Source organism: Halobacillus hunanensis (assembly GCF_900166655.1).
Classification (GTDB): Bacteria; Bacillota; Bacilli; order Bacillales; family Halobacillaceae; genus Halobacillus_A; species Halobacillus_A hunanensis.
This window is the reverse complement of record NZ_FVZB01000006.1, coordinates 49,259-69,859: the sequence shown is the minus strand read 5'-3', so window position 1 is coordinate 69,859 and position 20,601 is coordinate 49,259. Positions and strand designations below refer to the sequence as shown.

Genomic DNA, 20,601 nt, shown 5'->3' with positions numbered 1-20,601 from the left:
GTTTTTAGGTTTATTTCAACTTTGGCGCGGGTAATGTTCTGTGATAAGCTAAATTGTGTAAAAAATCTGAAAGGGTTGATTTATTATTAGTGACTATCTGAGTTTGAATTACACTGCTGAAATGGAAAAAGCGATGCAACAAGCCCATAACATTAGTTATGCGGAATACAGCAGTAAGTTGGATGAAAGATTAAAAATTGAAGAAAAACGCCAACGTGAATTCGAACGGAGTCAGAAAATGGTCGCACAAGTGGATCGTCAACTCCACAAATAAGGTGATAAAGAATCAGGTGATCTTAGGACACCTGATTTTTTTGTTGCGTAAAAATTTGTTATTATAATAAGGAAGGAACTTGTTAACTCGTTGATTTAGAACCTTTCAAATTAACGGATGGAACTACGTGCTTACAATGGAAATCAGTTGATATCAGATTCTAAATGATATAAGATTGTAATGAGAATAAATTGAGAATGGTTTTTTAATCTACATTAACCAGCACATTCAATAACTATAGATACTGGAGGTATTATTTATGGCAGGGTCAACGCTTGAAATCAAGGATCTTCATGTAGAAATTGAAGGTCAGCAAATCTTAAAAGGTGTAAATCTTACAATTACTGGCGGGGAATTTCACGCTGTTATGGGTCCTAATGGAACTGGTAAATCAACACTTGCATCAGCAGTAATGGGACACCCTAAATATGAAGTAACTCAAGGTGAAATCCTTCTTGACGGTAAAGACGTTCTTGAAATGGAAGTTGATGAGCGTGCACAAGCCGGGTTGTTCTTAGCAATGCAGTATCCAAGTGAAATTAGTGGGGTAACAAACTCTGACTTTTTACGTTCAGCGATTAATGCACAGCGTGAAGAAGGCGATGAAATTTCTCTAATGAAATTCATTAAAGAGATGGATGCTACTATGGACACTCTTGATATGGATAAGAATATGGCGCAGCGTTACCTTAACGAAGGCTTCTCTGGCGGTGAGAAAAAGCGCAATGAAATCCTACAACTTATGATGGTTCAACCAGCTATCGCTATTCTCGATGAGATTGACTCTGGTTTAGATATCGATGCATTGAAAGTAGTTGCGAAAGGGATTAACCAAATGCGCAATGATTCATTTGGGTGCTTGATGATTACCCACTATCAGCGTCTGCTTAATTACATTACACCGGACAAAGTACACGTCATGATGCAAGGACGCGTTGTGAAATCCGGCGGTCCAGAGCTAGCACAGCGTCTTGAAGAAGAAGGTTATGACTGGATCAAGCAGGAGCTTGGCATCGAAGACGAAACGATCGGTCAACAGGCGTAATAGACAGGAGGGATAATATGACTGTAAAAGTCTCACTACCATACGACAAAGAATATGTAACACAATTCTCTCAAGGTTTACAAGAACCAGAGTGGATGCAGGCTTTTCGTTTACATGCCCTAGAGAAATCAGCTTCTTTGGACATGCCAAAGCCTGACAAAACCAATGTTAGTAATTGGAATTTCTCGGATTTCAAGCATGATGTAAGTGGAGAAACGATTGCATCATTGACAGATCTTCCTGAAGAAATACAGAACTTTCTTGATCATGAAAAAGAACAGCAAAATCTTGTGATTCAGCGTAACCATACGGTTGCTTACGGGGAACTTGATCCAAAACTGAAAGAGCAGGGTGTGGTGTTCACAGATATGAAAACGGCTGTACGTGAACATAGTAATTTGATCAAGGAGTATTATATGACGGATGCTGTTCATGTTGATGAGCACCGTTTGACGGCGCTGCATGCAGCTTTAATGAATGGCGGGGTATTCTTATATGTTCCTAAGAATGTAGAAGTAGAAGAACCCCTGCAAGCTATCTTCTGGCAGGAGGACCCGGAAGCTTCTCTGATTAATCACGTATTAGTGGTGGCTGAAGAAAACAGTTCTGTCACGTATGTAGAGAATTATATTTCTCATAATAAAGAAGAAAAAACTTCGGCTAATAACATTACAGAAGTTTTTGCTAAAGCTGGGTCAAAAGTATCTTTTGGAGCAGTTGATAACTTTGAAGCAGGTACAACTGTATATACTAATCGACGCGGCGTAGCAGATCGCGATGCTGTGATTGAGTGGGCCCTTGGGCAAATGAACGAAGGTGACACAATTTCTGAAAACATCACCCATTTAATTGGTGATAACTCACATTCTGATGCTAAAACGGTAGCAATTGGCCGCGGTTCACAAAAACAAAACTTCACAGCAAACATTACACACTTTGGAAAAGCTTCCGAGGGGTATATCCTCCAGCATGGTGTAATGAAGGATAAATCATCAGCGATCTTTAATGGCATCGGAAAAATTGAACATGGTGCTACAAAGTCTAATGCCGAACAGGAATCCCGAGTTCTTATGTTGAGTAAGGATGCTAGAGGCGATGCCAATCCAATTTTGCTAATTGATGAAGATGATGTTACGGCGGGTCACGCAGCTTCTGTTGGCCGTGTAGACCCTGTTCAGATGTACTATTTGATGAGTCGGGGGATTTCTCAATTAGAAGCAGAGCGTCTGATTATACACGGGTTTTTAGCACCGGTGGTAAAACAGCTGCCTGTAGAAGCTGTTAAACAGCAGTTGACGAGAGTGATTGAAAGGAAAGTCTATTAATGGATATTAAAGCGGTTCGTGACGCCTTTCCGATTTTGCATCAGGAAGTAAATGGACATCCGCTCGTTTATCTGGATTCTTCCGCAACATCTCAAAAACCTGTTCAGGTCATTGACAAGATTTCTGAATATTACCGTGGGTATAATTCAAATGTGCACCGTGGCGTTCACACTCTTGGAACACATGCGACTGATGAATATGAAGGAGCCCGTGAAAAGGTTCGAAAGTTTATTCATGCAAACAGTACGCAAGAAGTTATTTTTACAAGAGGGACAACTACAGCCATAAACACTGTTGCTGTAAGCTATGGGCGCGAAAATGTAGGGGAGGGTGATGAAATCGTCATTACCCCGATGGAGCACCATAGTAATATCATTCCGTGGCAGCAATTAGCAAAAGCGACTGGAGCTACATTGAAATATGTGCCGCTTCAGGCTGATGGCACAATTCTTTTAGATGATGTTGAGAAGACGGTCACAGAGAATACTAAGATTGTTGCTCTAGCACATGTATCAAATGTGCTGGGAACCATTAACCCTATTAAAGAAGTAGCTGCCATAGCTCATAAGAATGGTGCCGTTATTCTTGTAGATGGAGCTCAAGGGGCTCCGCACATGAATGTGGATGTCCAGGATCTTGACTGCGACTTTTATGCCTTCTCTGGACATAAAATGTGCGGACCAACTGGCATCGGTGTTCTTTATGGGAAGAAGAGCTTGCTCAATGAAATGGAACCCGTAGAGTTTGGCGGAGAGATGATTGACTTTGTTAACCTTTATGATTCAACATGGAAAGAACTTCCGTGGAAATTCGAGGGAGGCACTCCAGTAATAGCCGGCGCTATAGGCCTTGGAGCTGCGATCGATTTTCTTACTGAAGTCGGCTTAGATCAGATAGTTGAACATGAGCATAAGTTGATCGAGTACGCACGGAAACAAATGGAACAGGTAGAAGGGTTAACGATTTATGGACCTGAAAAAAGGGCTGGACTGATTACTTTTAATTTATCAGACGTTCATCCGCATGATTTAGCAACTGTCTTAGATGCGGAAGGAATTGCAGTTCGCGCCGGACATCACTGTGCTCAGCCCCTAATGAAGTGGCTTGAGGTGTCTGCTACCGCCCGGGCAAGTTTTTACCTATATAATACGGAAGAAGATATTGATCGATTTGTTCAAGGATTACAAACGACAAAGGAGTATTTTGGTGATGTCTTTTAATAACCTAGATACACTTTATCGCCAAGTTATTATGGACCATTACAAAAACCCTCGTAATCGTGGTACAGTAGAGGGAGATCATCTTACTGTTGATATGAATAATCCAACATGTGGTGATCGAATTCAGCTTCAGCTTCAAGTGAATGATGATATAGTTGAAGATGCTAAGTTTGATGGCGAAGGCTGTTCGATTAGCATGTCCTCAGCATCCATGATGACACAGGCGATCAAAGGTAAAAAAGTTGAAGAAGCCTTAAAGATGTCCCATATGTTTTCTGACTTAATGCTTGGCAATGAAGTTGAAGATAGTGACATGGACCTTGGGGACATTGAAGCTTTGCAAGGTGTTGCTAAGTTTCCAGCACGTATTAAATGTGCAACGCTGGCATGGAAGGCAATGGAAAAAGGTGTGGACGATGAACAAGAAGCTTAATTGTTTTTATATACCAAAAGGAGGTATTTAATCATGGCTAAAAAAGCGCCAGAAGTTGGGGAATACCAATACGGATTTCATGAAAGAGACGTATCTATTTTCCGAACTGAAAAAGGTTTGACAGCAGAAGTTGTTAAGCAAATCTCCGATTATAAAGAAGAACCAGAGTGGATGCTTGATTTCCGTCTTAAATCTCTTGAACAGTTCTATAAAAAGCCAATGCCTCAATGGGGCGGCGACTTGTCGGAACTGGACTTTGATGATATTACGTACTATGTAAAACCATCTGAAGGTTCAGAACGTTCATGGGATGAAGTTCCGGAAGAAATTAAAAACACTTTCGATCGTCTGGGAATTCCTGAAGCAGAGCAGAAGTATCTTGCAGGGGTTTCTGCTCAGTACGAATCTGAAGTAGTTTATCACAACATGGAGAAAGATCTTGAAGAGCTAGGTGTAGTCTTTAAAGATACTGACACGGCCCTGAAAGAAAATGAAGAGCTGTTTAGAGAGTACTTTGCCAAATCTATTCCAGCTTCAGATAACAAATTCTCTGCCCTGAATTCGGCTGTTTGGTCTGGTGGTTCTTTCATTTATGTTCCAAAAGGACAGAAAGTTGAGACACCATTACAGGCTTATTTCAGAATTAACTCTGAGAACATGGGACAATTTGAGCGTACCCTAATCATTGTTGATGAAGGAGCTTCTGTACATTATGTTGAAGGTTGTACAGCACCGACTTACTCATCAAGCTCATTACACAGTGCAGTAGTTGAGATTTTTGTTAAAAAGAATGCATACTGTCGTTATACAACGATCCAAAACTGGGCTAACAATGTGTATAACCTTGTTACGAAACGCGCTGTTGCGGAAGAGAATGCCACAATGGAATGGGTAGACGGTAACTTAGGCTCTAAGCTTACAATGAAATACCCATCTGTGATTCTTAAGGGTGAAGGTGCTCGCGGAATGACGTTGTCTATCGCACTTGCTGGTAAAGGACAACATCAGGATGCAGGGGCAAAAATGCACCACCTGGCACCGAATACTTCTTCTACAATCGTATCAAAATCAATTTCTAAACACGGTGGTAAAGTAACATACCGAGGAATTGTACAATTTGGACGTAAAGCAGAAGGTGCCCGCTCTAACGTTGAGTGTGATACGCTGATTATGGATAATAAGTCTACCTCAGATACGATACCTTACAATGAAATAATGAATGAAAATATTTCTTTGGAACACGAAGCTAAGGTTTCGAAAGTGTCTGAGGAGCAATTGTTCTATCTGATGAGCCGCGGTATTTCCGAAGAGGAAGCAACTGAAATGATTGTAATGGGCTTTATTGAACCATTTACAAAAGAACTTCCTATGGAATACGCTGTAGAAATGAACCGTCTCATTAAATTCGAGATGGAAGGTTCTATTGGTTAATAACTATAAACCCTTATCACAACAAGTGTGATAAGGGTTTATTTTTGTGTTTGTTTTATGCCGAAGATCCGTACAATACAATGGTATAAATAGTCACAAAAGTTTGCCAATAATTGATGCTGGTTTAGTAAATTTCGTTAAGTTGTGATACACTATACAGATAAGAAACAATAGAATGAATATTAACTATAGGGATCTTTAATGGATAGTACAAGCAAAGAATACTTACAACTCTTTAAAAATGTAAAGTTTCACTAATAATGACCCATTTTGATCAATCTTTTCAAAATGGGTTTTTTAATCCTGAACAACAAGGGTACGAGGTAACATTGAAAACCGTAGCTCCAGCAATTGTGTTCCAATCAATAGCTGGCTCGGATGCGGATGCAACGGTAGCTCCATGGCTTCCTACAACACACAGCTCTTTCTATGAGAAATACAAAAAAGACTTTGTTGATTTAGGTGAGAACTTAACAGGAACAAAGAATGGATTCGTTGTTCCTGAATACATGGACATTGATTCAATTAAGGATTTACAATCAAAAGAATAACAACATAAATAAAGAGTCTGGGAAGTTTAGTTAAGTCCAAGCCTCTTCTATTGGACAAAGAAGAATTGATACTACGCCGTACAGATGGTTTCTATCTGTACGGCTTTTTACTTCACGACCCAAGGTAAACACTAGGAGGGTTGTCTTCAGACTCATGTTTTCGTCATAGAAAACGTGATACTATAATATTATCTCTAATACAGATAGAAGGTTTTGTATGTTTATAATCATTGCATTATTTATTGGATTTGTAACAGCATTGGCTGGAAGTGTTGCAGGGCTGGGCGGCGGAGTCATATTAGTACCTGCGCTTCTATTTCTTAGCGATCATTATCAATCATTTACTTGGGTCACTCCGCAGAAAATTGTGGGAATATCTTTAGTTGTGATGATTTTTACGGGGTTGTCATCAACTCTATCCTATTTTAAACATAAACGAGTGGACCTTAAGGCAGGGTTTCTTCTACTGATTGGAAGCGTCCCTGGGGGGATATTAGGCTCATGGTTAATTCAGTTTTTCGAAACAAATCACTTTGCCTTATTGTTTGGAAGTGTCATGATTATTGTATCCTTATTATTTTTTCTTCCAAGAAAACCACCTAGTAAGATCGTATTAAAGGGGAAGAAAAGGATTGTAGACCTTAATGGAGAAAAGTATTCTTATACGTTTCCCTTTGGCTATGGATTCCTTTTATCTTTTACAATAGGTATATTATCTGGACTGCTTGGGATAGGTGGAGGGTCGCTTATCGTTCCAGCTTTGATTCTGTTGTTTCGATTTCCGCCCCATATTGCGACCGCAACCTCGATGTTCATTATTTTCATTTCAAGTATAACCAGTGCGACAACTCATATCTATTTAGGGCATGTTGATTGGGCTCGAGCCCTTTATTTTATCCCTGGTGCCTATTTGGGAGGCATGTGCGGAGCATTCATTAATCGAAAAGTTGATGGACAGGCGGTGGAATGGTTTCTCCGCATATTACTTATTATGGCTGGCATACGATTAATCTGGCAAGGTATTGGATAAGGAGACTGATTATGAAGGAAAAAATCTTTTTATATTATACCAGCGATTTGCATAGTCACTTTGAGAATTGGCCTCAAATTGTAGGGTATTTTAATCAACGAAAAAAACTGCACCATATAAATGAGGAGAGCTTTTGGCTGTTGGATAATGGGGATCATGTTGATCGGTTCCACCCATTAACAGAAGGCTTGATGGGAAAAGGAAATGTTGAACTTCTTAATGAAGCAGGCTATAGTTTTGCAAACTTAGGAAACAATGAAGGAATCACCTTATCCTATGATGACCTGTATTCCTTATACGATAAAGCTGATTTCGAAATTGTTTGTGCTAATTTACACTCTCAAAAAACTGCTCAGCCTCATTGGTTGAAACCCTACAAAGTAGTTCAATCCAAACACGGGGTTAAGATCGGGGTGATAGGGCTTACGGCTCCTTTTGAGACTTTTTACAGGCTGCTTGGCTGGTCAATTGATTCGCCTTTTGATGTATTAGATCAGCTCTTGGAAGAGGTTCAGGGACAAGCTGATATTATCGTCCTTCTCTCCCACTTAGGCATGTATGATGATGAAGAGATTGCTAAACGTTATCGGGGTATTGATGTAATTATCGGGGGTCACACGCACCACCTCTTTCAAAATGGTGAAATAACAAATGAATCTATATTAACAGCCGTCGGCAAACACGGTACCCATTTAGGTGAAGTGCTAATTGAGTGGGATCATGGTACACAGTCGATAACTAACAAAGAAGCTTACGCCGTGCCTACAGAAAATATGAAAAAAGATAACATAGTTATAAAGCAGGTAGAAGATAAGAGGCGCCATGCGGTTGAACATCTTCAGACCCCTCTAGCCAGCATTGAGCAGCCGTTAAAGATTGCCTGGTTTAAGGAAACACCGCTTATGAAACAGTTTACCGAAGAAATGCAAAACTGGACTGATGCAGATCTTGCTATGCTGAATTCCGGTGTGTTATTGGATCATATTCATTCTGGGGAGATCACGCTGGAGGACATTCATAGAATTTGCCCCCATCCAATGAATCCATGCAAAGTTGAACTTTTCGGTGATGAACTGCTGGAAGTGATTCGAGTCGCTCATACAAAAAAATTCACGGAAATTCGACTAAAGGGCTTAGGATTTAGAGGAGAAGTGATTGGAAAAATGGTGTTTTCGGGAGTAGAGATCGAAACGGAAGAAGGATCTGATGGTGAAATTCATGTCCGTGACGTTCGTATGAATGGAAAGGCCATTGATAAGAAAAGGGCTTATTCATTGGGCACTGCTGACACCTTTACGTTTGGCAGACTTTTTCCTGAAATTGCCTATGCTAAAAATAAAAAATATTACATGCCAGAGCTGCTGCGCGATGTTCTTGCCCAGTCTCTCCGTTCATCATGTAAAGAGGAACGGAGTACTCACTTTTAACTTGAATGATGGTAAAATGTGAAACAACTTTATAACTGGATGCTTAAACCCCTCCTCACCGACATATAGATAGTGCAGGAGGGGTTGTTCTATGAAAAAAAAGAAAGCAAATCCACCCTCAATTGGGAAGAGGATTCTTATTACTTTTATTTGTTTCCTGATTATTACCGGTTCGTGCCTATGGTTAATTGACAGAGGAATTACACCAGCAATCCAGGATATCGCAAATACGAAAGCTCATCAATTGGCGAGGGTTGCTATTAACGAAGCAGTGAGCAGGCAAATTTCTGAGGGTATAGATTACGATGACCTGGTGGAGATTGAAAAAGATAATGAAGGAAACATAGTTTCTATGGGATGGAATTCTCTCGTTGTAAATAAGGCTTTAAGGGACACCACTATGAGAATACAGCATTTTCTTAGACGAATGGAACAAAATGATTTGCCCATGGATGTAACATTAAAGGCGGATCTTGAACCATCGGAAGAAGGCAAAGGCGTAGAACCAGTTACCTTAATTAAGGTTCCAATCGGACTAGCAACAAACAACACACTTCTATCAAACTTGGGACCTAAGGTGCCAGTTCAATTACAGGTGATTGGAGATGTTCAAACACAATTTAAAAATGAAATTACTGAATATGGAATTAACTCTGCACATTTTCAACTGTGGATTCATTATAAAGTTAGCTTGAGAGTGGTCATCCCTTTTTCTTCAAAACCTACAGTAGTAACCAATAAAATTCCGATAGATACTCGCACGATTATGGGTGAAGTACCTGAATTTTATAATGAAGATGGTAACAATGAGTCACCGACGTTCTCCATCCCAATGGACCCCTTGCAATAAAGGAAGGTTCCTGATAAACTGTGTAGGAACTGAATATGCGTGACCTTATCAGATCGGTGAGGTAGAGGCGCAGGCTTTATTAGTATTCTGTGGGAGAATGACAACGAAGATCACACGAAGAAAGGGGAGTCCTGCCGAAGTTTAATACAGCTGTCAATCTGTTTTAATCTGGTGTATATCTAAATAAGAAATACACTCTCATGCATGCTTTTATTGGTGTATGGGGCGCTACTGATCGAAATGGAGGATAATCAAGTTGCTAACAAGGCAATGATAGATTATTTTCTATCATTGTCTTTTTTGTGTTTTAATTGCTCTTTTACATTCCTCAATTTTTATCTCCAGTAGAATCCCGCAGTCACCGAATAACCATCTTAAGTTAAACGGAGGGGACGATCTTGGAAGGAACGATTTACTCACTAATTCCACCATTACTTATGCTTGTGCTTGTAATTGCAACGAGAAAGGTTATATTGTCATTAGCTGCAGGCATCATTGTTGGGGCGTTTATGCTGACACAGTTAAATATAATGGAAGGAATTCAAATGATTTGGAGTGTTTTCGCTTCGATTTTTTATAGCGAAGGAGCTCTTAATACAGGCAATATTTATTTGTTGGCCTTTTTACTTTTACTCGGAATTGCTACAGCTTTTATGACAGCCTCGGGCAGTAGCAGAGCTTTTGGTAAATGGGCTGTAAACCGTATTAAAACACGAAGAGGGGCAAAGCTTGTTCCTGTTCTGCTAGGAATAATTATTTTTATCGATGACTATTTTAACGCACTTGCGGTTGGACAGGTAGCCAGGCCTGTTACAGACCGTCACAAGATTTCCAGGGCCAAGCTTGCTTATTATATAGACTCAACTTCGGCACCGGTAACTGTTATTTCCCCTATTTCAAGCTGGGGCGCTTATATTATCGGTACAATAGGAAGCATCCTAGCTGCAAATGAAATTACTGATTATCAAGCGTTCGAAGCTTTTGTCAGAATGATTCCTTATAACTTTTATGTGTTTGCGGCATTACTTCTTGTTTTCCTAACCGTATTTATGAAAGTAGACATTGGACCGATGCGTACTCATGAAAAAAGAGCGGTCCAAACAGGTGAACTCATTGATCCTGATAAAAAAAATGATGTTCCTGGAGACTTAAATGAGGAGTTTCAAGAGCATAATCATGGCAAGATATCTCACCTCGTCTGGCCGATTACTGTGTTAATTGTGGGTACAGTTCTGTCTATGGTCATAACTGGGATAAGAAATTCATCTGAGTCAGTGAACTTATTAAGCATATTTGCTAATACAAATGTAAACATTTCGTTGTTTATTGGTGGATTATTATCGGTACTTTTAGCAGGGGCTCTTTACTTTAAACAGCCTGAACCTAAGTCAAGTATGAACCACGTATTTGTGGAAGGGATAAAGGCGATGCTGCCAGCAGTATATATTCTTCTTTTTGCCTGGATGATCGGGGACATCATCAACCAGCTTGGAACAGGCGAGTATTTGGTCAGTTTTGTGAACCAGGCATCGATTAACATAGCTTTACTGCCGTTTCTAATCTTTATAGTAGCAGGATTCATGGCGTTAGCAACAGGGACGTCGTGGGGAACCTTTGGTATTATGCTCCCTATAGCAGGCCAGGTTGCTGCGGGGATTGATGTAAGTCTAGTCCTGCCTGCTTTATCAGCGGTGCTGGCGGGCTCTGTATTTGGAGACCATTGCTCACCAATTTCGGACACAACCATTCTGTCTTCAACCGGTGCGGGCTCCAATCATATTGATCATGTACTAACACAATTACCTTATGCTTTTATGGCAGCCTTCGCTGCAGGAATTGGTTATTTATTGTTAGGTTTCACAGGACAATTGGTATGGGCATTCATAATTACGATCATCATCACCGCTGTAATAGCTGCTATTGTCCATTTCTATTTATCAAAAGACTATAGTACTGGGTAAAATATACTCGTTAGAGAGGCGCTTTAAAGCGCCTCTCTTTTTATTTCATTCACAATTAAAGGCGCTTTTAGGAAAATTGAATACCAAAATATTGCTTTGACATCTAATGAGCAGTATGGTTATAATCTAAGTATAAATAATCAGAAAAAAAGAAAAATTATAAAGATTCTCTTTTCCTTGCTTGTCACATAAAGTATAGAGAAAGGATTCTGATTATGAAAGGGAGGTCTTTTCACATGGAAAATCGATCACAATGGGGGTCACGGGCAGGATTTTTATTTGCTGCCATGGGTTCGGCAATTGGTTTAGGGAACATCTGGCGTTTTCCCGCCACAGCTTATGAAAGTGGAGGCGGCGCATTTATTATTCCTTATCTGTTTGCATTATTAACAGCAGGGATACCGTTACTAATTTTGGAATACACGGTAGGTCATAAGTACCGTGGTTCAGCTCCTAAATCTCTAGGCAGGGTTAGAAAAGGGTTCGAGTGGATAGGCTGGTGGCAAGTAACGATTGCTTTCGTTATTTCTACTTATTACGCCGTGATTATTGCCTGGGCAATTATGTATGCATATTATTCTTTTGGTTTAACATGGGGCGATGATCCTACCAGCTTTTTCGTAGGAGACTTTTTAACACTCACAGATCCAGGGACTTTCGGTGGTCTAGTTCCTAAAATTTTACTTCCACTGTTAATTGTCTGGGTTATTACATTGGGTGTTCTTTCTAAAGGTGTTAAGAAAGGTATTGAAAGAGCAAACAAATTCTTTATTCCTACCTTAATTATCCTGTTTACGATTATGGTCATTAGAGCTGTTACTTTGGAAGGGGCTGCAGCAGGGCTGTCAGCATTCTTTACACCTGATTGGTCTAGTATTGCCGATCCACAGGTTTGGGTAGCAGCATATGGACAGATATTCTTCAGTTTATCAATTGCTTTTGCTATTATGGTGACTTATGCTTCCTATCTTCCTAAGAAATCTGATATAACGAACAATGCCTTTATTACTGGATTTGCTAACTCTTCCTTTGAAATCCTGGCGGGGATTGGTGTTTTTGCCGCAATCGGTTTTATGGCATTTACCTATGATACAACCGTCAGTCAGCTAGCGGCTGAGAAGGGTGTAGGGGGAGTAGGACTTGCTTTTATGGTATTTCCGGAAATTGTCAGCCAAATTCCTGGGATTCCAAGAATTTTTGGCTTTCTATTCTTTGCATCTTTAGTATTGGCAGGGTTGTCTTCACTTATTTCGATTACGGAGACATACGTTGCAGCTGTATCTGAAAAGTTCAATATTTCACGCGGCAAATCAATAGCGTTTGGTGGAGGGCTTTCTGCTCTTATTTCTTTACTTTACGCTACGCGAGGAGGACTGAACCTTTTGGACACTGTAGACCATTTCATCAACTCCTACGGGGTAGCAATGGCCGGGCTGTTCGAAGTTGTGGCCTTAGCCTGGTTCGCTAAGGGACTCAAGGGTTTTCAATCACATGCTAACGAAATTTCTGATATTAGATTAGGTACCTGGTGGCGAATTTGCCTTGGGATAATTACACCTGTAGTGCTTGGGTACATGCTTCTACAAAACTTACGTGCGGAATTATCAGCGGCATACGGAGGTTATCCAATTGATTTCTTATTTAACTTTGGATGGATTGTTGCCATTGGAGCCATTTTCGTTGGGGCATTAATGTCCATTAAAAAGTGGCCGAACAATGAATTGGAACAGCAGTCAAATGAAGAGAAAAAGGAGGTTGCTCGCTAATGGCTATCGTCATGTTTATTGTCACTATAGTTATAATTTGGGGCGGCCTGGCACTTAGTATAACGAATGCAGTGAAAAAATCTAAATCTCAAGGTTAGAAGAAAAAGCCTGGTGCTTCCTGAATGAGAAGCACCAGGCCTTCTTTTTATAAAGTTTTATTTTGAATTTCGATCCATCTTTTCCCACTTCTTTAAATAAGGATAAGGGTCAAATGACCATTCATTTTTTCCATTATCTTTGTACATGCCGTAATGAAGGTGAGGAGGAAATTTCCCTGAGGTACCTGGAGGTCCATAACCAGTAGCACCGACACTACCAATTACATCTCCGGGCTTTACTACGTCTCCCACCTCGACACCATCTTTAAACCCATTTAAATGGGCATAATAATGGTAAATATTATAAATATCTCTTATTCCAATTCTCCAACCTCCATATTTGTTCCAGCCTTTCATTTCAACCACACCGTAAGTGGTGGATTTTACAGGTACTCCATTGTTAGCAAAGATGTCCGTTCCCTCATGGATTCGTCTTCCGCCAAATCCACGTGCATCACCCCATGTGTTGTTATAACTGTAATTGGCTTCAAGAGGCAATGGGAAGTCCCGGTCTGTCAATGCTACGGTCTGGAACTTTTTAAATACTTCGGCCGTATTCATAATGGTTTGAACTGTTAAATCACGTTTATAATAATTCCATAAAGCTATTCTGATATCGTCTTTAGTTGTACCATAGGACTTTATATAATTTCCTATGGACCAAAGAATGTCTTCATCATTTGTTATGTCAGCTTTTTTATCAGCGTTTCCGCTGGCTCCCCATCCATCTGGAAAAAAGAGCGAAGGTCCTTTGACTCCTTTCCAAAATAACGGATCAGGTTTAATTGCTGTTACTCTTTCCTCGGGAATTTCTTCGTTTATTTGCCGCTCATACTGATCAATAGCAGCAAAGTAATACCAAGGGATGTTGGTGACAGCAGAAGTTTTTTTGTAAAGGGACATGCGTTCAGACTCTTCGCTTGCTGAAACATTATATATAGAGAACAACTGACAGATAGCTGTAATCACAATGGTTAAAAGTACTGTAGAACGAATGTTCATTTTTATTCACCTTCAAATTAATTGGTACAGTTAGCCTTTCTTTCCTATCAACCTCTTATGCTTGGTAAAAGTTAGGGAAAGAATTAGGATGGATCTGTATTTTCAGCCTGGTCCTCTTTACCTTGAGGAGCTTCCTTTAATTTTTGAATAATGTTATCGATCACTTCATTATATTGATCATCATAAACTGTGGAGTTGCTTAAGCTTTGAATATCGCCAAATGCAGAAGGGTTATCGGAAACATATACATGGTAAAAGCTTGGAACTAATGAATAGGCTGTCTTTTTCACTATATCAGCTGATAGCTCCCGATCTTGACCTTCCGGTGCTTGATAAGCAACAAGAACTTCTTCATCAGTAACAAGAGTTGCTACGTCTTCAAATTCATCGTATTTAAGAATCATGCGTGAAATCATGTCAGCCACTTTTTCTTTATTAACTTTAAAGTTCTGATTTTGTTCCGCGTCCTGGTCAAGCTGATCTTTTTCATAACGAACGTAACCTACCTGTCCTTCCATGGGACGGTCGTTATAGTCATCCATTTCATTTCGATGGAGTGCTTCATCCGTACCCTGGTCTCTTGCTTCTTCTTTCTGAGCTTCCGTACAACCGGCTAATAACAGGAAAGTCAGTCCCATTATAAGTGTAATTAATCTATAATTTTTCATGTTAAATCCTCCTGTTCATATGACAACTTACTTTTTAGGTTGGACTTTTTTTAAGGAATGATACAAAATTTTTATGGATGTATTATCACCACTGTTTTTAAATATGGTACACTAATGACAAGGTATGAGGTGATCCGAGTGATTGAACTGTTTGGGAAAACATATGAAGTCGTCGAGAATTATCGGGATGGCTTTAATGAGGAAGAATTAGAAGGCCGTTTTAGTGATATTTTAAGTAAATATGATTTTATAGTTGGGGATTGGGGCTACGGTCAGCTTCGTCTTAAAGGTTTTTACGATGATCAAAATGCTAAAGCCACTTTTGAAACGAAAATAAGTACGCTTGAGGATTATTTATACGAATATTGTAACTTTGGCTGTGCTTACTTTGTGTTGAAAAAAGTAGTCAAGTAAATCAAAAACCGGCAAGGTGTAGAAACCATGCCGGTTTTTTGATGTGGAGCCTGCCAAGAGAGGAAGGCTTTAGTTAAATGAGTTCGTGTAACCTTGCTCTAAGTTCTTCTGCATCAATTTCATTAATTTGAAATGTATGTTCAAGATAGTTTGGTTTATCCAACGTTTCGTGATCTAAAAGACCGAATCTATTTTTGTTTAGGTCTAAAACCATGGTTTGATCAGGAAAGTGCTCTGTTTGTAGGAAGGCTAATTCATATCGGTGACCTCCGACGGAAAATACAACAAAGCGGGTTGTTGTATTTTCCGTAACATCTTTCATGAGTTGATAATCACTCATAACGTCAGCTCCTATTTTTCAAACTTAAGATGTGGTTTATGGTCCAGGTGATGGTTGGCTTTAATAAAGCGGACTGTTCGTGTTTTGGCACGCATGACAATCGAGTCTGTTTCAACCAGATCGCCTCCGAGAAACTTCACGCCATTTAACAGTTCACCTTCTGTCACACCTGTAGCGGCGAAGATCGCATCATCACCCCTGACAAGATCATTTAAGGTAAGGTGCTGAAGAGGATCTTCAAGTCCCATAGTCTGGCAGCGTTGTGCTTCTTCATCGTTTTGAGGGACAAGTCTAGCCTGCATATCACCGCCTAGGCTTTTGATGGCAGCGGCGGATATGACTCCTTCAGGTGCACCGCCAGTCCCTACGAAAAGGTCCACACCTGTTTGGGGCAGACATGTTGCAATCGAAGCGCCAACATCTCCGTCTCCAAAAAGCTTAACACGGGCACCTTTTTTAATGATGCGATCGATGATTTCCTGATGACGCTCTCGTTCCTGAATAATAACGGTTAAATCTTCAATGCGTTTATTATTTGCTCTGGCAACGATATCAATGGTCCGTTCTATGGGATCGTCGATATGTATAAGGCCTTTAGCCCTTTTACCTGCGGCTATTTTGTCCATATACATATCTGGAGCATGAAGCAAAGTACCGCGTTCCGCTGCTGCAATAACGGCCATGGCATTATTATGACCTTTTGCAACAATATTAGTACCTTCTAAAGGATCAACAGCGATATCGACCTTAGGCCCTGTTTTATCTCCAAGCTCTTCACCAATGTAAAGCATAGGGGCTTCGTCTAATTCGCCTTCGCCAATGACAACAACACCGTCCATTGAAACTGAATCAAACATCGTTCTCATTGCGGTTGTAGCAGCATCGTCGGCATTCATTTTATCGCCGCGGCCCATCCATTGGGCAGAAGCTATGGATGCTGCTTCTGTTACACGTACTAATTCTAATGCAAGTTCTCTATCCAATAAGTTCGCCTCCGATTCCTTTAATTCCACTATATACTATAGCAGAATTCGTATAAAAACGTAAATATACATCCTAATATCCCATGAAAAGACAATTGTGTTATTCTATTTAAGTGAAAGAGTGTTAGAAGGAGGAGACATCATGTATTTTGTTGATCGAAAAAAAATTGAAGAGTTATTGTTATATATGGAGACATTACTAGCTGAACAAAAGAAGCATTCATTCCAAACGTTTGCCGACTATTTAGGTTTAGAAAGACTGACACATCTATGTGTGGAAATTATCATTGATGTAGGCAATCAAATGATTGATGGTTTTATCATGCGTGATCCTGGAAGTTATGAGGATATCATTGATATTTTAACGGATGAAAAAGTTCTTCCTGAAGAGGAACTAGGCAACTATAAAGAAATAATCAAACTCCGTAAAATCGTTGTACAGCAGTATTTAATGGTTGATCATGAAGCGATTTTGCAAACTTGGGATCAAAACAGTGGGTCGCTTAGTCAGTTTCCAGGTCGGATTCGTAAGTATTTGAACGACGAGCTAGGTCCTGTAAGTGCTTTCTCAAAGGAATAGAACGAGAAAAATATCAGCAAATTGAGAGAGCAGGTGTGAAATCAATGAAAAAGTACAAGGCTTATTTTATCGACCTAGATGGAACCATGTACAGAGGCAAAGATCCAATACCCGGAGCTGCAGAGTTTGTTAATTTTCTACAGGGTCAATCGATTCCTTTTATGTATTTGACAAACAATTCGTCGGCAAAACCAGAGCAGGTAGTGGAGAAGTTGACTAATATGGGCATCCCTGCTGCAGATGATCAAGTGTTTACTTCAAGTCTTGCGACAGCAAAGTATGTCACCTCCTTGAAGTCCCAGGCTAAAGTATATGTGATTGGAGAGGAAGGACTGTATGATGCTCTCGAGAAAGAGGGGCACGAGATTACTAATGATGGAGCGGATTATGTAATTATAGGGATTGATCGTCACATTTCTTATGAAAAACTTGCTGAGGCCTGTCTAAATGTTCGAAACGGTGCGAAGTTAATAAGTACGAACAAGGATGCTGCCATCCCCACAGAGAGAGGAATGCTTCCTGGAAATGGAGCGATCACTTCTGTAGTATCGGTCAGCACGGGGGTGGAGCCAATTTTCGTTGGAAAACCGGAGGCTATTGCCATGGAGCAGGCTTTGAATAAAGTTGGCTTAAAAAAGCAGGAGGTACTGATGGTCGGTGACAATTATGAGACAGATATTCTGGCTGGGATAAATGCTGGTCTGGATACATTAATGGTGGAAACTGGAGTTTCATCCTTTAAAGATATTCAACACTGCTTAAAACAGCCGACCTATAAAATGAAAGACTTATATGAATGGTTGAAATCATAAATACTAAGATTAGTGGGTAAGTCATCGACGGATGATTTTACCCACTAATCTTAGTATGTTTTTAAATAAGGTAAGGTCCGAAAAATATAGTGACAAATAGAATGTGAACACCAACAAAATAACTAAGGCGTACTGTGATTGACCAATCCCTTCTGCTTATGTGCATAATCACATAGGTGATCAAAGCAAATACAAGGGTATAGACAATGGAACTGCCTGTAAAGCTTAAATACTCAGGAGTACGTGATAATAAAGAAGGCGTATAAATACTATCTTTAAATACGATAGCGGCTCCCAAGTATATACCGGCCCCTAAGAAAAATATCCATTCCCGATCTCTATCATAGGCTTTATTTGAGCTAAACATCATGACCGTAATGAAGAGTAAGGGCCAAATATACCAAATGATTCCCACGATAATTGCGAAAAAGCTATAAGAAAGCATCCCTAATGTTTTCCCTAATGCACCGAGAAGATAATCCCCGGAAATCTGCTGAGATTGCTCAATAATTTCAGGATGGGAAGAGGCAAGCAGCAGGCGTTTTGTATCCCCCTGTTCATCCACCCAAACTATGGCATCTTCATTGATTCGTTCTGGATTGGCGGAAGAATTAGGCGTATTACTCAACCTTGTGGTGATTGGTTCACCTTGTTGATTAATTCTGGCTTCATAAATGTTGAACTGTCCTTCTTCACGGTAACCTGTTTTCGTAAATCCATACCCTTTAAAAAGGAGGGTCGTTTGCCCATTTCCGGATTTCATTTCGAAGTCTGAGACCTCCGTTAATGGTTGATGGGCTGCCGGGTCAGAAAAGGTAACTGCCTCTAACCGTGGCTTCTCATTAAGGGGTTGTTTAGAATAGTAATAGTGTGAAACTGGTTTGCCTGACATACTTTGTTTCTGGAATGTTTGCAGAAACAGCGAATACTCCTGGTCTTCTATTGTGAACTGAATAGCTTCTGCTACCTCAGATGGCTTTGTCTTGAATTGGGTTTCTGCTATTTTAGCAACCGTAGTATCTTTTACTTGATAAAAAGTAAGATCAATCCCTGAAGTGTCTGTTTGCTGTGTCATCAAATAGATCTGTGAATTAGATTCATACACACTGAATTCAACTTTATCGCTTGCTAAGGTCAATAATGAAGATGAAGCTTTTGTTGCTGGATTCATTATGAAAATATCCGGCCCCTGCTGGTAGATTATATTATTTTTGAGTGGGATAAAACGAGATGCGTCGGTAACTTTTTCTTTTGTCTTGCCATCATAGATTGTATAGTAATCAAAATAAAGTATGTGATCATTCTTTACATAGGTTTCTGTCCATTTATTATACGGAATATCATATGTATGTTCCGCAATGACTTGATGAGTGTCGTTAAGTATTTTCTGGCGTACTCCTTCTCTCGTTGCATATGAAATGGAAAGCTTTTCATTATCTGTTTTTGTAATGTGTGGTTCAATGTTTGAAGAGGCGATTCCGAGTTCAATTTCCCGACTCCACTCTTCATTCGGAGGTACGGTTACTTCTTGGTAATTTTCGATAAACAGGATGAAAACACCGACCAGGACGATCAATAACGGGCCAATCCATATCCAACTTTCCTTAAAACGTGCCATAACCCCATTCCTTTCAAAGTCATTATAACTACTATATGCTATATAACGAATAAAAAGGTTTAAGGTTTCAGAAAATTATTAAAAAAAGCCACGCGTTGAGCGTGACTTTCACTTTTCTTATTCTTCTTCAGCCTCGCCAACTGCACTGTGAGCAAGTCTGCTTGAAGCAGCCGCTGCAATGGCTCCGACAATGTCGTCTAAGAATGTATGACATGCCCCGGAAGATTTATCATTCAGTGCCTTAAGGATGCCAGGTTTCTGTTTATCTATATATCCGTAATTTGTGAAACCAATGGATCCATAAACATTTACAATAGAAAAGGCGATGATTTCATCTACTCCATATAATCCTTCATCAACTTCAATGGTGGACTGAAGCGGTTCCTCAAGCTTTTTTTCTTCAGCGAGCACGTCAAGCTGGATCCCGGTGACGATCGCATTTTGTACTTCACGTTTTTTAAGTACTTGATTTACGTTAAACCGACACTCCTCCATGGTTAGCTTTGGATGGTATTTCGATTGAAGGTAATGGACGAGTTCGGCCATATCGTCTACGGTTACTCCTCTTTCAATCAGCCATTCTCTTGCTTTTTTCTCTAATACAGACATTGTTCGATTTTCTCCACTCATGATTATCGACCTCCTTGCATGTAGTTACCGTACCATAATGTTTCTGTTTTATGGAAAAATGATCAAGCCATAACTGCATTATATCAAAAATTTCTGTCAGGCATTCCATCATATGTTTTCCTGTTTATTTTCGTTTATAATAT

General features: G+C 39.9%; 22 protein-coding genes and 1 riboswitch. Of the genes, 16 read left to right on the top strand and 6 right to left on the bottom strand.

Annotated features, from left to right (window positions below):
• The first annotated feature begins 103 nt into the window (after window positions 1-103).
• The 13 genes from B5354_RS20440 (at window position 104) to B5354_RS20205 (ending at window position 13,411) form a co-directional block, all read left to right on the top strand.
• On the top strand, window positions 104-274 hold the full coding sequence (locus B5354_RS20440; RefSeq protein ID WP_163526118.1) for a YuzK family famiily protein: 171 nt from the start codon (window positions 104-106) through the stop codon (window positions 272-274).
• A gap of 259 nt (window positions 275-533) precedes the next feature.
• A complete protein-coding gene (gene sufC, locus B5354_RS06060) occupies window positions 534-1,319 on the top strand; it encodes a Fe-S cluster assembly ATPase SufC (RefSeq protein WP_079526948.1) in 786 nt (261 codons plus the stop codon).
• Window positions 1,320-1,336: 17 nt separating this feature from the next.
• Window positions 1,337-2,644, top strand: coding sequence for a Fe-S cluster assembly protein SufD (gene sufD / locus B5354_RS06055; protein WP_079526946.1), 1,308 nt, complete (start codon window positions 1,337-1,339; stop codon window positions 2,642-2,644).
• On the top strand, window positions 2,644-3,864 hold the full coding sequence (locus tag B5354_RS06050; RefSeq protein ID WP_079526944.1) for a cysteine desulfurase: 1,221 nt from the start codon (window positions 2,644-2,646) through the stop codon (window positions 3,862-3,864). Before sufD ends, B5354_RS06050 begins: the two co-directional genes overlap by 1 nt.
• A complete protein-coding gene (gene sufU / locus B5354_RS06045) occupies window positions 3,854-4,297 on the top strand; it encodes a Fe-S cluster assembly sulfur transfer protein SufU (RefSeq protein WP_079526942.1) in 444 nt (147 codons plus the stop codon). The genes B5354_RS06050 and sufU overlap by 11 nt, the downstream gene beginning before the upstream one ends.
• A 33-nt stretch (window positions 4,298-4,330) precedes the next feature.
• On the top strand, window positions 4,331-5,728 hold the full coding sequence (sufB, locus tag B5354_RS06040; protein ID WP_079526940.1) for a Fe-S cluster assembly protein SufB: 1,398 nt from the start codon (window positions 4,331-4,333) through the stop codon (window positions 5,726-5,728).
• A gap of 260 nt (window positions 5,729-5,988) precedes the next feature.
• On the top strand, window positions 5,989-6,279 hold the full coding sequence (locus B5354_RS06035) for a glycine betaine ABC transporter substrate-binding protein (RefSeq protein ID WP_079526938.1): 291 nt from the start codon (window positions 5,989-5,991) through the stop codon (window positions 6,277-6,279).
• Window positions 6,280-6,496: 217 nt separating this feature from the next.
• Complete coding sequence (locus B5354_RS06030; protein ID WP_079526936.1) at window positions 6,497-7,309, top strand: sulfite exporter TauE/SafE family protein; 813 nt, start codon at window positions 6,497-6,499, stop codon at window positions 7,307-7,309.
• 11 nt (window positions 7,310-7,320) lie between these two features.
• Entirely contained in the window at window positions 7,321-8,736 is a 1,416-nt protein-coding gene (locus tag B5354_RS06025) for a bifunctional metallophosphatase/5'-nucleotidase (RefSeq protein ID WP_176142420.1), read from the top strand.
• A gap of 91 nt (window positions 8,737-8,827) precedes the next feature.
• Window positions 8,828-9,586, top strand: coding sequence for a sporulation protein YunB (gene yunB / locus B5354_RS06020; RefSeq protein ID WP_079526934.1), 759 nt, complete (start codon window positions 8,828-8,830; stop codon window positions 9,584-9,586).
• A 54-nt stretch (window positions 9,587-9,640) separates the two neighbouring features.
• A riboswitch (Lysine riboswitch) is annotated at window positions 9,641-9,825 on the top strand.
• A 159-nt stretch (window positions 9,826-9,984) separates the two neighbouring features.
• The gene (locus B5354_RS06015; RefSeq protein WP_079526932.1) at window positions 9,985-11,547 is read left to right on the top strand and encodes a Na+/H+ antiporter NhaC family protein; all 1,563 of its coding nucleotides are present in this window, start codon (window positions 9,985-9,987) and stop codon (window positions 11,545-11,547) included.
• Between the two features lie 236 nt (window positions 11,548-11,783).
• Window positions 11,784-13,313 (top strand): sodium-dependent transporter, encoded by a 1,530-nt coding sequence (locus B5354_RS06010; protein ID WP_079526930.1) that lies wholly within the window; start codon window positions 11,784-11,786, stop codon window positions 13,311-13,313.
• Complete coding sequence (locus tag B5354_RS20205) at window positions 13,313-13,411, top strand: methionine/alanine import family NSS transporter small subunit (RefSeq protein WP_139377078.1); 99 nt, start codon at window positions 13,313-13,315, stop codon at window positions 13,409-13,411. Before B5354_RS06010 ends, B5354_RS20205 begins: the two co-directional genes overlap by 1 nt.
• Before the next feature lie 57 nt (window positions 13,412-13,468).
• Here the strand turns inward: B5354_RS20205 and B5354_RS06005 are convergent, their stop codons facing one another.
• Window positions 13,469-14,413 carry a M23 family metallopeptidase gene (locus tag B5354_RS06005; RefSeq protein WP_079526928.1) on the bottom strand — a complete coding sequence of 315 codons (945 nt, stop codon included), beginning with the start codon at window positions 14,411-14,413 and terminating at the stop codon, window positions 13,469-13,471.
• A gap of 83 nt (window positions 14,414-14,496) precedes the next feature.
• A complete protein-coding gene (locus B5354_RS06000) occupies window positions 14,497-15,081 on the bottom strand; it encodes a YhcN/YlaJ family sporulation lipoprotein (protein WP_079526927.1) in 585 nt (194 codons plus the stop codon).
• A gap of 114 nt (window positions 15,082-15,195) precedes the next feature.
• Between B5354_RS06000 and B5354_RS05995 the strand changes: the two genes are divergently transcribed.
• Entirely contained in the window at window positions 15,196-15,495 is a 300-nt protein-coding gene (locus B5354_RS05995) for a YutD family protein (RefSeq protein WP_079526925.1), read from the top strand.
• 73 nt (window positions 15,496-15,568) lie between these two features.
• Here the strand turns inward: B5354_RS05995 and B5354_RS05990 are convergent, their stop codons facing one another.
• Window positions 15,569-15,835 (bottom strand): DUF3055 domain-containing protein, encoded by a 267-nt coding sequence (locus tag B5354_RS05990; protein ID WP_079526923.1) that lies wholly within the window; start codon window positions 15,833-15,835, stop codon window positions 15,569-15,571.
• Window positions 15,836-15,846: 11 nt separating this feature from the next.
• Entirely contained in the window at window positions 15,847-16,818 is a 972-nt protein-coding gene (gene glpX, locus B5354_RS05985; protein WP_079526921.1) for a class II fructose-bisphosphatase, read from the bottom strand.
• 142 nt (window positions 16,819-16,960) lie between these two features.
• On the opposite strand from glpX, the gene B5354_RS05980 reads away from it, so the two are divergent.
• Window positions 16,961-17,398, top strand: a complete 438-nt coding sequence (locus B5354_RS05980; RefSeq protein WP_079526920.1) for a DUF86 domain-containing protein — start codon at window positions 16,961-16,963, stop codon at window positions 17,396-17,398.
• Window positions 17,399-17,442: 44 nt separating this feature from the next.
• Window positions 17,443-18,210: a TIGR01457 family HAD-type hydrolase gene (locus tag B5354_RS05975; protein WP_079526918.1), complete on the top strand. Its 768-nt coding sequence runs from the start codon at window positions 17,443-17,445 to the stop codon at window positions 18,208-18,210.
• A 61-nt stretch (window positions 18,211-18,271) separates the two neighbouring features.
• Here the strand turns inward: B5354_RS05975 and B5354_RS05970 are convergent, their stop codons facing one another.
• A complete protein-coding gene (locus tag B5354_RS05970; protein WP_079526916.1) occupies window positions 18,272-19,828 on the bottom strand; it encodes a hypothetical protein in 1,557 nt (518 codons plus the stop codon).
• A gap of 117 nt (window positions 19,829-19,945) precedes the next feature.
• Entirely contained in the window at window positions 19,946-20,437 is a 492-nt protein-coding gene (locus B5354_RS05965) for a phosphatidylglycerophosphatase A family protein (protein WP_079529094.1), read from the bottom strand.
• Window positions 20,438-20,601 lie beyond the last annotated feature (164 nt).